The organism is Arthrobacter sp. ISL-95 (genome assembly GCF_018613695.1).
In the GTDB taxonomy this organism is placed as follows: domain Bacteria; phylum Actinomycetota; class Actinomycetes; order Actinomycetales; family Micrococcaceae; genus Arthrobacter.
Map to the genome: position 1 here is coordinate 70,796 of NZ_JAGGPR010000012.1, position 11,796 is coordinate 82,591.

An 11,796-nucleotide genomic window follows, 5' to 3' on the forward strand; every position below is an offset into this window, starting at 1 on the left:
GGGTTCCAATACCTAGAGCGCTACTGTCCTGAAGCCAAGGTTTCCGCTGGCGGAGTCCGGCGTGTTTGAGCTCCGCGCTGCGAGGCGGTAACGGTTGCAGTAGGAGTCGTGGCAGAGGTACGAGCCACCCCGCATCACCCTGCCGCGGCCGATGGAGGGGCCCCTCGGATTCTCCACCACTCCTTGGGCGAGGCACGTTTTGTAGTACTTGGGCAGGAACCAGTCGCTGCACCACTCCCAGACGTTCCCACTGGTTTGGTAGAGCCCATAGCCGTTTGGGCTGAAGGACTTGGCAGGTGCGGTCGTGAGGTAGCCGTCGTCCACTGTGTTGCGGGAAGGGAAATCGCCTTGCCAAATATTGCAGTTGTGAGCGGCGGCGCCTGGGGCAACGTTGTGCAGAGCATTGCCCCAGGGATAGCGCTGCCCGGACAGCCCGCCGCGGGCCGCGTACTCCCACTCCGCTTCCGTGGGCAGCCGACGCCCGGCCCATTCGCAATACGCCAAAGCGTCGTTGTGGGACACGTGGGTGACAGGGTGGTCGGGGGCCTCTGACCAACTAGAGAGAGGCCCGGTCGGGTGCGCCCAGTCCGCCCCACGGACGTTCAGCCACCAAGGGACGTTGTTGACCCGGTTGAGGATGTCATGCTTGTCGGCTTTCACGGCCAGATGGAACACCGCTGATGTACCGAAGATTTCCGACTCGGTACGGTGCCCGGTGGCATCGATGAACTCAGCGAACTCTTCATTGGTCACCGTGGTGGCACTGATGCGGAAGGGTGAGACGAACACTTCGTGCACAGGTGACTCGCCATCGTCCTTGTAGCCCTCGTTGAACGGATCGCCCATGGAGAACGTTCCGGCGGGGATATCGACGTCGAGTGTTCCCTTGGACGCTGCGGTGCTGCTTGCGGAAGGCTCGACGGCGGTGCGTACGTCCCGGTGTCCGTCCACCGCGCGCAGGGGGAGGGGCCGCCCCGGCTCGGAATGCGCCCGGGCGTCAGCGCCTGGGTTACAGCAGTCTGCCATCTCAACCTTCTGTCCGACTTCCACCTGCTAGTACTTTAGCGGGGGACCGTTGCCTGCCCAAGGCACATTTCTACCCTGGACGGCGCACCACTCGTTCCCCGGCGGCGCACCACTTTCCGCCGCGTGCGCCTCTTGTGCCCCGGCGGCGCACCACTTTCCGCTAAATGCGCCCGTCGTTACGGGTGCGGATGGCGGCTGTGGGTGCGGAAGAGTCTTCCCTGAACTACCTGGACACAACGCTCCCCGTTCTGCGGATGCAGCAGACCTCCCAAGAATGACGAAAAGTGATTTCCAGGATCAGTTTCGATCATGTTCTTGCATAAAGAGATGCCCATCACTTATTGTTTGTTAAACGGTTAACGAGCGTGGCTTGAATCACATTGATGGTTCCGGCTCGGTACTAGAGGAGACAGCATGAACTCGACGACGGAACAGGCTCCGGCATTGCCCGTAGCCCGCCGAGTCGCGGGCCCGGCAGGTGGAAACGCCTCCGGATCCGGTCCCAGGAAACGGAAGAGAATCAGGGTCCCGCAGCAGAGTTTCCGGTCCCGTCTGAGACGAGACAAGCAGATGCTGCTCATGATGCTGCCCGGTGTGGCCTTCTTGCTTCTCTTCTTCTACATCCCCATCCTCGGCAACGTCATCGCCTTCCAGGATTACCAGCCGTATCTGGGCATCGGTGACAGCCTCTGGGTGGGCTGGCAGAACTTCGTGGACCTGTTCGGCAATCCGGACTTTGTTCACGCTTTCTGGAACACGCTCTACTTGGCGGCCTGGCAGCTGGTCTTCCTCTTCCCGGTGCCGCTGGTGTTGGCCCTGATCGTAGATTCACTGATCAGCACCCGCGTCCGGCGGATCTTCCAGAGCATCGCCTACCTCCCGCACTTCCTGTCCTGGGTGCTGGTGATCGCGTTCTTCCAGCAGATGCTGGGCGGCGCGGGCTTCGTCAACAACCTCCTCCGGGACTGGGGAATGGACCCTATTCCCTTCATGACCAACCCGGAAACATTCCCGGTCATGGTGGTGGTCCAGATGATCTGGAAGGATGCCGGCTGGGCCATGATCATCTTTCTGGCAGCCCTTGCCAGCATCGACAATTCGCTCTACGAAGCTGCAGCGGCGGACGGTGCTGGACGCTGGCGCCGGATGTGGCACATCACGCTTCCCGGGCTCAGGCCCGTCATTGTCCTCCTCCTGATCCTGCGCATCGGCGACATCCTCTCGGTGGGCTTTGAGCAGTTCATCCTTCAACGGGATGCAGTGGGAGCTGGCGCTGCGGAAGTGCTGGACACTTTCACCTACTACACCGGCGTAGTGGGAGGCGGCTGGAGTTCAGGCGCGGCAGCAGGACTTGCCAAGGGCTTGGTCAGCGCCTTGCTCATTTACGGCGCCAACAAACTTGCCCACCGCTTCGGCGAAGACGGAATCTTCGCAAAACAAGTGCGCTGAAAGCCCCGCTGACCCGTGCGCCTGCCGCACAAGGAGAACCCATGGCAACAACATTTTTCACCAGAAAACCTCGGGAGCTTAGCTACAACCCCAAGCGCCCGGTGTGGAAGGAAAAGCCTTCCGCGCTGTATCAAACGGTCAAGGTAGTGGTTCTGATCGTATTCAGCGTGTCAATCCTCACGCCTATCCTGCTGGTAGTCTCCACATCCCTTGCTGACACGGAACAACTCGTGAAAGCCGGCGGATTCGTGCTCTGGCCTGAACGTCCAACTCTCGAGGCCTACGCCACCATCTTCAAAGGTCCCATGGTGCTGCAATCACTCGGGGTCAGCATGCTGGTCACCGCAGTGGGCACCATCCTGGCGCTGTTCGTCACCATCACCATGGCCTACGCCACCAGCCGCACCGTACTTTTTGGCAGGCCGGTAGTCCTCGCAGTCCTGTTCACGCTCCTGTTTGCGCCGGGACTCATCCCGTCCTTCCTGATGATCCGCCAACTTGGTCTGCTGGACTCTTTGTGGTCGCTGATCCTCCCGGGCATCTTCGGGGCCTTCAACTTTGTGGTCATGCGGTCGTTCTTTATGAATATCTCAGGCGAACTGATCGAAAGCGCCAGAATCGACGGCGCCAACGACTGGCAGATCCTGTGGCGGATCGTGATGCCGTTGTCCAAAGCCGTAATCGCCGTCGTCGGGCTGTTCTACGCGGTGGGCTTCTGGAACTCGTTCTTCAACGCCCTGCTCTACATCAACGATCACAGCAAGTGGCCCATCCAGTTGCTCCTCCGCAACTTCGTAGTCCAAGGCAGTGGCGCAGCGGACCAATTGGGAATCACCACCACACCGCCGCCGCAGTCCATTCAGATGGCCGTAGTGGTGGTAGCGCTCGTCCCGATCCTGATGGTCTACCCGTTCCTCCAAAAGCACTTTTCCAAGGGCGTCATCACCGGCGCCGTGAAGGGCTAGACCATCCAAAGAGCGCCGAAAGCTACAGCACCCAACCCCTACAGCACTCAAGCCACAAAGAAACGCAAATAACCAGAAAGGGTTATGCCATGACGAGCACTACCTCTCAGGCTGGGTTCAGCCGCCGCGGTTTCCTTGGCCTCGCAGGCCTGGCCGTGACCGCTGCGGGTCTGTCCGCCTGCGGTGGCGGCGGGGCCGCGAATAACGGAGGCGCCGCTGCCTCCGCTTCGGTCAAGTTGCCCACCTATAAAGAGTTCACCGGAGTGACCCCGGACATCGCGGGTAACGCCAAGGGCCTCCAAGCCGGGTTCTTCAAGTTGCCCACCGCTGTGCAGTCCGTGAAGACGCCGCCGCTCACGGGCAAGGTGACCGGCCTGACCGAAACCTTCGACACCATGAGCCCGGGCCTGAAGGACAACCCGTTCTGGCAGCGCCTCAACGCCAAGCTCGGTGGTGATCTGGAACTCCAGATCGCTGAAGATATCGGTGACGGTTACCCGGCGAAGTTCGCCACCGTCCTGGCCAGCAATGATCTTCCGGACATGATGTGGGTTCCGCCCAACCAGGGCATCCCCAATGTTGGCCCGATGCTCGAAGCCAAATTCCAGGACCTGACGCCGTACCTCTCAGGTGACGCCGTCCTTGAGTACCCCAACCTGGCCGCGCTTAAACCCGATTCCTGGAAGACCGCCGTCGTGAACGGCAAGATCTGGGGCGCACCCATCCCGAGTACCCCGTTCGGCCAGGTGTACCTTGGCAACCACGATATGTGGGCCAAGGTGGGTGGCTTCGAAGCAGCCAGCGCCGACGAGTTCCTGGAGAAGGCCAAGGAACTGACCCGACCCGGTGACCAGCAGTACGCGCTGGAACCGGCGTACATCAACGCGCTGCACATGGTCACCGAATGGTTTGGTGCCCCGAATAGCTGGGCCGTCAACAAGGACCGCACCCTCACCCACCTCTACGAAACCGATGAGTACCTGGCTGGCGTGGAGTTCACCGCCAAGATGTTCGCAGCGGGCGTCTTCTACCCGGATTCCAAAGCAGCTGACATTCGTTCGCGGGTAGCCAACGGCAGCGTCGCAGCCCAGGTTGTGGTGGGTCCGCACGATATCCGCAGCTACCGTGCTCTGAACCAGGACGCTCAGTTCGACATTCTCATCCCGTTCAGCGCCGACGGCAAGGTCAAGCCCGTCTACGACATGGGCTACGGAACCGTGGGTTTCACGCCCTTCAAGAAGGCGGAAGAGGGCAAGATCCGCGAGCTGCTCTCGCTCATCAACTACCTGTCTGCCCCGTTCGGCACGGTGGAGTACATGCAGAAGAACTTTGGTGAACTCGGCGAGGACTACACCATTGACGGCTCCGGCAATCCGGCGCGCACAGAGACGGGGACAACCAATGCGCCCGGCCTGGTCTCGGCGTTGAACATCATGTCCAGCCCCGAAAACGTGATCTTCAATCCGGGCTTCGACGACGACACACGGTACGTCAGCCAGCAGGAAGAAAAGCTGCTCGAATTTGCGTGGCGCAACCCCACCAACGGTTCCTACTCGGACACCAACGCCAAGGTGGGTGCCAAGATCACCAAGCAACTGCGCGACAAGGTGGTGGACATCATCACCGGCCGCGCCAAGATCGACGAACTCAAGGACGCGGTGAAGCGCTGGAAGAGCGAAGGCGGGGACAAGATGCGCGACGAGTACGAGGCCGCGTTGGACCCTGACGCGCCGGTATTCAGGAGCTAGCCTCAAATCAATAACGAACCACCGCGAATCCGAAGAACACAGCAGGGGGAACCATGGCAAAAGCGAGCAGCACCGGAGTCAGACCAACCATCCGTATGGTGGCCGAAGTGGCCGGCGTCTCCACGGCCACGGTTTCCTATGTCTTGTCAGGGCGCCGGGGTGATGGCGGGCCCGGGGTGTCGGATCCGACGGCGGAGAAGGTCAAGGCGGCTGCGGAGCGGCTCGGCTACCGCCCCAACCAGGCGGCCCGGGCTATCCGGACCGGCCGGACCAACACTGTGATCCTGTCGTTGACCATGCTGTCCGATCCGTGGTCCTTGTCCGTTATCGAGGCGGTGCAGAAGGCCGCGGTTCCGCTGGGTATCACGCCGATGATCCTGGGGGACGCCGATTGGGTCAAAGTCCTCGGCACGCACAATGCCGATGCTGTGTTCGTGGACGCCGTCCGTCCTGACCAGAGAGATGCCCTGCGCAAGCTCGCCGAGCACGGAACCACGCTGGTGGTTTTTGATGAAGAAGTGCAGGCGGACGGCTTTGACGTTATCCGTTCCATTGCCGGACCTGGCTGCCGGATGGCTGTGGAGCACTTGCTCCACGGCCATCGCAGGATTGCTTGCTTGACTCCGGCGACGGCGGCCGGCACGTCCGGCGGCACAAGGTACCGGGCGTATGCCGAGGCGTTGGAGCATGCGGGCATCCAGGAACGCGAGGACTATGTGGGCTTGTTCGATGGCACCAGCGCGGGAGCGTACGCCGCGGCAACCCGGCTGCTCAGCATGCCGGACCGTCCCACCGCCATCTACGCCACCACGGATTACGCAGCAGTCAGCGCCATCAATGCGGCCCAGCGCCTGGGCCTCGCGGTAGGTACTGACGTGGACATCATCGGCGTGGGCAACACCGTGGAGGGCGAACGGATGTCGCCTTCGTTGAGCACCGTGGGTCCCGTTGACTTCTTCGACAAACTCGCCCGGCTGCTGCTGCGGCGGGCAACCGGCCCGGCTGACTCAACCCGCCAGGCTGCTCCCACCACAGCTGAGGACCCTGGCGTCCTGGACTTCCCTTGGCACTTGTTCGTGCGTGAATCGGCGCCGCACCGCAGCGCCGCAACCAGACTTTACTAAGAAGAGCAGAAGGATATTGCACACCATGGAAAAGGATTTGAAGGTTGGCATCGTAGGTTTTGGCCTGCGGTCGGGGCTGTGGAAGCACGCCCATAAGCCGGGCCAAGGCTCGGAGGTGACCGTCGTCTGTGACCTCAGTGAGCGTGGCCGGGCTGACGCCGCTGAACGCATTCCGTCGGCACACGTCACAGGGGACCTTGAGGAGCTTCTGAGCAGCGGGATCGACGCCGTCCTGGTCCTGACCCCCGATAACCAGCACGCCGCCGTCGCAGTTCGCACGCTCAAGGCCGGCATCCCCACCTTCTGCGAGAAGCCCTTGGACATCACCGTTGAGGCCGCGGACCGGATCCTGGCCACCGCCTACGAAACGGGAACGCGCCTGTATGTGGGCCACAACATGCGCCACATGCCGGTTGTAGTACAGATGCGCGAACTGATCGAAGACGGCAGGATCGGCGAGGTCAAGGCGGTCTGGTGCAGGCACTTCGTTGGTCACGGTGGTGACTATTATTTCAAGGACTGGCACGCTCAGCGAGCCAACGTCACCTCGCTCCTGCTCCAAAAAGGTGCCCACGACATCGATGTGATCCACTGGCTTGCCGGTGGCTACACCAAGCGGGTTGCCGCCGTCGGCGATCTCGCGGTCTACGGCGACGTCGCCAACCGGAGCAATAACGCCGGAAAGCGCATGGGGGACTGGTTCTCCATGGACAACTGGCCGCCCACGGAGCAGAAGGACCTGGCGGAGGTGATCGATGTGGAGGACATTTCCATGATGAACATGGTGCTGGATAACGGCGTGCTTGCCTCTTACCAGCAGTGCCATTTCACGCCGGACTACTGGCGCAACTACACCGTCATTGGCACCAAGGGCCGGATCGAGAACTTCGGCGACGGACCGGGAGAGACCATCAACGTGTGGACCAGCCGGACGTCCGGCTATTCCGCGCCGGATGAGGTCATCACCATCAAGGATGGTGAAGGTGGCCACGGCGGCGCGGATCCACGCCTGATCGAGGAGTTCCTGCATTTCGCGTCGGAGGGTGGCCAAACCCGTACCAGCCCGATTGCTGCGCGGCAGGCAGTGGTCGCCGGCATCCTGGCGGCGGAATCGTTGCGCGGTGACGGTTCTGCCCGCGAGGTACCGGATCTCCCTGCCGAACTGGTGGCGTACTTCGACGCCGGTCAGCCCGCCCTGGTCCGCGACTGACCTCCTGGGACTAACCGGGGCTGGATAGCTCCACAAGCTCGGTCATGACGGTTTGAAGTGACTCGCAGACCGTCATGACCGACTTCCGTTTGAGCGTCTCGGGGCGGGCAAGGATGTCGATCTTGCGGACGGAGTTCACCCCGGACAGCGGACGCAGCACCACGCCGGCATCCAACACCCGGCGCGCGGTGAAGCGAGGCAGCAGCCCGATCGCGCCACCGGCGGACACCAGTGCCGCCACGGTGGAATAGTCGTTGATGCGGTGCAGCACCTCGGCCGGCCTGCCGCTCACGGCTACGACGGCGGCCAACACGTCAGCGGGCGAGTACCCGTCGCGGCTGGTCACCCAAGGTTCATCCACGACGTCGGACGGCTCCAGTTCGCGCCGGGCCGCCAGCGGGTGATTCGCCGGGAGTGCGATGTCCAATGGCTCGTCGGCGAGCGGAATCACCGCCACTTTGTCCTCGGGCCAGGCCGGGCTGTTGTCCATCCTGTGCGCTAAAACCAGGTCGTATCGCGCGGCCAACCCCGGAAAATCCTCCTGAGCCACATCCTCATCGGAGAGTCGCAGGCGTGGCGACTTCCCGCCGTCGGACGCTGTCCCGGACGCCAAATGCGCCGCCAACGGCGCAAACAGCGCCTGACCCGCACTGTGAAAAGCGCTCACACTCACCGGCGCGTCGGGAGCGTCGTGATACGCGCCGATCGCTGCACGCGCATCTGCCATGGCGTTGACGACTGCGGCACCCGCCTCAGCGAGAACACGGCCTGCATCGGTGAGCACCAACGCCCTGCCTTCTTTGCGCGTCAACGGCACGTCCACCGACTTCTGGAGCAGTGCGAGCTGTTGCGAAACTGCGGAGGGGGTCACCATCAAGGTCTCAGCGACAGCCTTGACGCTGCCCAGGTCTCCAAGCTCGCGAAGCATCTGCAACTGGTGAATTTCCATTAGCAAATTCTAAATCGTTGATTGAGAAGAATCTAGTTGTGCTAAATCGTCAGCGGCGCTCTAATTGACTCAGCAGCAGCGAAGCAGCCCTGGCAGTGAGGAATCCCATGAAGGCTCTCTACAAATCCGGACCCCACGCAGGGTTCGAACTCGTCGAACGTCCCGAGCCCGACGCAGGCCCCAGCGACGTCAAGATCCGTGTGATGACCACCGGTATCTGCGGCACCGACCTCCACATTCAAAGCTGGGACGCCTGGGCGCAGGGCATCATCGAAACGCCGCTCATCGCCGGCCACGAGTTCTATGGCGAAGTAGTGGAAATCGGCGAGGATGTCCGGGATGTCAAGGTAGGGGACAGGGTCTCCGGCGAAGGCCACGTGGTCTGCGGCATCTGCCGCAACTGCCGTGCCGGACGCCGCCAGATGTGCATCCACACCGTCTCCGTGGGAGTGCAGCGCGATGGCGCATTCGCCGAGTACGTCGTGATCCCGGAAACCAACGTCTGGGTCCACCAGGATGAGTCCGTTACCCCTGAACTCGGCGCCATCTTCGACCCCTTCGGGAATGCTGTACACACCGCACTGAGCTTCCCGCTGGTCGGCGAGGACGTCCTGATCACCGGTGCCGGACCCATCGGCCTGATGGCCATCGCTGTCGCCCGCCACGCTGGTGCCCGCAAGATCGCCATCACTGACGTCTCAGCCCCGCGCCTGGAACTGGCCCGGCAGATGGGCGTGGACCTCGCCGTGGACGTCTCCAAGATGCGCGTCCGCGAAGCACAGCAGGAACTGGGCATGCGTGAAGGCTTCGACGTCGGGTTGGAAATGTCGGGACACCCCACCGCCCTGCCTGAGATGATCGACAACATGAACCACGGCGGACGCATCGCCATGCTCGGCCTTCCCAGCCAGTCAATTGACATCGACTGGGGCAAGGTAGTCACCCACATGCTCACCCTCAAGGGCATCTACGGCCGCGAAATGTTCGAGACCTGGTACGCCATGAGCGCCATGCTGTCGTCCAACCCCGTGCTGCACCGCAGCATTTCCGCGGTGGTCACGGACAAGCTGTCAGCAAAGGACTGGGAAAAGGGCTTCGAGATCGCCCGCAACGGCACCGGCGGCAAAGTGGTCCTTGACTGGACCGAACTGTAACGCGACCCACGGCAACCGGACACCCGAAAACTTTAGGAGCACCCATGTATTCAGCCATCAAAGATCAGCTGCAGGGCGAACTTGACGAGATCCGCAGCGCCGGACTCTTCAAGACCGAACGCCACATCGATTCCCCGCAGGCCAGCCACATCGCAGCAGGCCAGCTCGGCCAGCCGGCCAACAAGGTCCTGAACTTCTGCGCCAACAACTACCTGGGCCTGGCAGACCACCCGGATATCATTGCCGCCGCTAAGTCCGCCATGGACGAGCGCGGCTTCGGTATGGCGTCCGTGCGTTTCATTTGCGGAACCCAGGACCTTCACCTTGAACTCGAGACGCGCGTCTCCACGTTCCTGGGGACCGAGGACACCATCCTCTTCTCCAGCTGCTTCGACGCCAACGGCGGCGTCTTCGAGTCCCTGTTCGGCCCCGAGGACGCAATTATCTCGGACTCCCTGAACCACGCGTCCATCATTGACGGCATCCGCCTGAGCAAGGCCAAGCGCTTCCGCTACGCCAACCAGGACATGGCCGATCTCGAAGCCAAGCTGGTTGAGGCCGAGGGGTCCCGCCGGAAGATCATCGTCACGGACGGTGTGTTCTCCATGGACGGGTACCTTGCGCCCCTTGAAGCGATCTGCGACCTCGCGGAGAAGCACGACGCCCTGGTCATGGTGGACGACTCACACGCCGTCGGCTTTATGGGCCCCACCGGTGCCGGCACCCCTGAGCACGCTGGTGTTTCCGAGCGTGTGGACATTTACACCGGCACGTTCGGCAAGGCCCTTGGCGGCGCCTCGGGCGGTTACGTTTCCGGCCGCAGCGAGATCGTGGCGATGCTCCGGCAGAAGGCCCGCCCGTACCTCTTCTCCAACTCGCTCGCTCCGGCAATCGTCGCCGCCACCATCAAGGCGATCGAGCTCGTGCAGGAATCCGGTGAACTCCGGACCCGTCTGTTTGAGAACGCTGCCCTGTTCCGTCGCCGCATGAGCGAGGAAGGCTTCGAGCTCCTCGACGGCGAGCACGCGATCATTCCCGTCATGTTCGGTGATGCCGTAATGGCTGCCAAGGTGGCTGATGAAATGCTCAACAACGGCGTCTTCGTCACGGCCTTCAGCTTCCCCGTGGTGCCCAGGGACGCAGCCCGGATCCGGGTTCAGCTCTCCGCTGCGCACAGCACGGACGACGTCGAAGCGTGCGTTCAGGCGTTCGTCAAGAGTCGCGCCGCGGTCGCCTGAGACGCTCTCTCACATCCCTCGGGTTTGGGGCCGACCGTCTCTCACATCCCTCGGGTTTGGGGCCGGCCGTCTCTCACATCCCTTGGGCTTGGGCTCAGCGCTCTCTCATTTTCCCGACGAAAGACAGAGCGCTGGGCCTAAAGGTGCCGAAGGTATCGTTCCGGAGCGTCCATGAATGAGCGCCAGTTGGAAATCAGATCCAAATCGGCCCATTGTCTGGGTCGTAAGCCCCACTGCCCAACTTCGAGTATTTGGGCGCCTGGAAGTGCAGCCAGCAGAGGCGAGTGCGTCGACATGATGACTTGGGACTTGCCTCCAGCCAGCAACTCTTTAAGGACCGACAGCAAGCTGAGACAGCCGTTGAAGGACAACGCTGATTCCGGCTCATCCAATACCCAGAGTCCCGGCCCGCGGAAACGATCGAGAGCGAGCTCAAGGAACGACTCGCCATGGGACATGTCGTGGAAGGGCAGATCGCCGGACATGCTGGGGTTCTTCTCCAAGTAGGTGAAAAAACCATGCATGGTTTCAGCCCGGAGGAAGTAGCCGCGCCGACTGCTTCCAGCGTTACGGATGAGCTGGAGGTGGTTGCCCAATTCGGATTCCGTGGACCTTGTGGTGTGCCGGGCCCCCGTTGAGCCTCCCTCAGGAGACAACCCGTAGGCCAGGGCGATGGCCTCCACCACTGTGGACTTACCCGAACCGTTTTCGCCCACGAGGATGGTTGCAGGAGTCAGATCAAGGCCTTGTTTCAGAAGCTGCGCAACTGGAGGCAGGCTGGCAGGCCACTTTCCGCGGTCCAGTGCATTGGCGGGGTCCTCTGCCACTCGGCGGATGGGCTGATTGAGGTGCATGCCGTCATTGTTGCAGCTACGGCCGACGTTGAAGCCGCCGGGACCGGCGCGCATCGCGATAGTGGCATGTGAGAGACCG

The 11,796-nt window shown here is 62.2% G+C and carries 10 protein-coding genes; 7 read left to right on the forward strand and 3 right to left on the reverse strand.

Translation table 11 applies throughout. The features are described from left to right. Nucleotides 1–12 precede the first annotated feature (12 nt). On the reverse strand, nucleotides 13–1,026 hold the full coding sequence (locus tag J7I86_RS16380) for a formylglycine-generating enzyme family protein (RefSeq protein ID WP_214821606.1): 1,014 nt from the start codon (nucleotides 1,024–1,026) through the stop codon (nucleotides 13–15). Nucleotides 1,027–1,440: 414 nt separating this feature from the next. On the opposite strand from J7I86_RS16380, the gene J7I86_RS16385 reads away from it, so the two are divergent. The 5 genes from J7I86_RS16385 (at nucleotide 1,441) to J7I86_RS16405 (ending at nucleotide 7,522) form a co-directional block, all read left to right on the forward strand. After that, nucleotides 1,441–2,475, forward strand: a complete 1,035-nt coding sequence (locus tag J7I86_RS16385) for a sugar ABC transporter permease (RefSeq protein WP_214821493.1) — start codon at nucleotides 1,441–1,443, stop codon at nucleotides 2,473–2,475. A gap of 41 nt (nucleotides 2,476–2,516) precedes the next feature. Then, nucleotides 2,517–3,440, forward strand: coding sequence for a carbohydrate ABC transporter permease (locus J7I86_RS16390; RefSeq protein ID WP_214821495.1), 924 nt, complete (start codon nucleotides 2,517–2,519; stop codon nucleotides 3,438–3,440). Nucleotides 3,441–3,529: 89 nt separating this feature from the next. Continuing rightward, complete coding sequence (locus J7I86_RS16395) at nucleotides 3,530–5,188, forward strand: sugar ABC transporter substrate-binding protein (RefSeq protein ID WP_214821497.1); 1,659 nt, start codon at nucleotides 3,530–3,532, stop codon at nucleotides 5,186–5,188. Between the two features lie 53 nt (nucleotides 5,189–5,241). After that, complete coding sequence (locus J7I86_RS16400) at nucleotides 5,242–6,312, forward strand: LacI family DNA-binding transcriptional regulator (RefSeq protein WP_214821499.1); 1,071 nt, start codon at nucleotides 5,242–5,244, stop codon at nucleotides 6,310–6,312. A 16-nt stretch (nucleotides 6,313–6,328) separates the two neighbouring features. Further along, on the forward strand, nucleotides 6,329–7,522 hold the full coding sequence (locus tag J7I86_RS16405) for a Gfo/Idh/MocA family protein (RefSeq protein WP_214821501.1): 1,194 nt from the start codon (nucleotides 6,329–6,331) through the stop codon (nucleotides 7,520–7,522). Between the two features lie 10 nt (nucleotides 7,523–7,532). On the opposite strand, the gene J7I86_RS16410 is transcribed toward J7I86_RS16405, so the two are convergent. Continuing rightward, on the reverse strand, nucleotides 7,533–8,471 hold the full coding sequence (locus tag J7I86_RS16410; protein ID WP_214821503.1) for a LysR family transcriptional regulator: 939 nt from the start codon (nucleotides 8,469–8,471) through the stop codon (nucleotides 7,533–7,535). Between the two features lie 107 nt (nucleotides 8,472–8,578). Here J7I86_RS16410 and tdh point away from each other — a divergent pair, with 107 nt between their 5' ends. Continuing rightward, a complete protein-coding gene (tdh, locus tag J7I86_RS16415) occupies nucleotides 8,579–9,625 on the forward strand; it encodes an L-threonine 3-dehydrogenase (protein WP_214821505.1) in 1,047 nt (348 codons plus the stop codon). Nucleotides 9,626–9,669: 44 nt separating this feature from the next. Further along, complete coding sequence (locus J7I86_RS16420) at nucleotides 9,670–10,863, forward strand: glycine C-acetyltransferase (protein WP_214821507.1); 1,194 nt, start codon at nucleotides 9,670–9,672, stop codon at nucleotides 10,861–10,863. A 137-nt stretch (nucleotides 10,864–11,000) separates the two neighbouring features. Here the strand turns inward: J7I86_RS16420 and J7I86_RS16425 are convergent, their stop codons facing one another. Continuing rightward, nucleotides 11,001–11,717 (reverse strand): AAA family ATPase, encoded by a 717-nt coding sequence (locus J7I86_RS16425; protein WP_214821509.1) that lies wholly within the window; start codon nucleotides 11,715–11,717, stop codon nucleotides 11,001–11,003. Nucleotides 11,718–11,796 lie beyond the last annotated feature (79 nt).

What these genes read in the sequence shown, in the direction of transcription:
- J7I86_RS16385 (WP_214821493.1), top strand. Translation starts at nt 1,441, where the DNA reads ATGAACTCGACGACGGAACAGGCTCCGGCATTGCCCGTAGCCCGCCGA.
- J7I86_RS16380 (WP_214821606.1), bottom strand. Translation starts at nt 1,026, where the DNA reads ATGGCAGACTGCTGTAACCCAGGCGCTGACGCCCGGGCGCATTCCGAG.
- J7I86_RS16410 (WP_214821503.1), bottom strand. Translation starts at nt 8,471, where the DNA reads ATGGAAATTCACCAGTTGCAGATGCTTCGCGAGCTTGGAGACCTGGGC.
- J7I86_RS16420 (WP_214821507.1), top strand. Translation starts at nt 9,670, where the DNA reads ATGTATTCAGCCATCAAAGATCAGCTGCAGGGCGAACTTGACGAGATC.
- J7I86_RS16425 (WP_214821509.1), bottom strand. Translation starts at nt 11,717, where the DNA reads ATGCACCTCAATCAGCCCATCCGCCGAGTGGCAGAGGACCCCGCCAAT.
- tdh (WP_214821505.1), top strand. Translation starts at nt 8,579, where the DNA reads ATGAAGGCTCTCTACAAATCCGGACCCCACGCAGGGTTCGAACTCGTC.
- J7I86_RS16400 (WP_214821499.1), top strand. Translation starts at nt 5,242, where the DNA reads ATGGCAAAAGCGAGCAGCACCGGAGTCAGACCAACCATCCGTATGGTG.
- J7I86_RS16390 (WP_214821495.1), top strand. Translation starts at nt 2,517, where the DNA reads ATGGCAACAACATTTTTCACCAGAAAACCTCGGGAGCTTAGCTACAAC.
- J7I86_RS16395 (WP_214821497.1), top strand. Translation starts at nt 3,530, where the DNA reads ATGACGAGCACTACCTCTCAGGCTGGGTTCAGCCGCCGCGGTTTCCTT.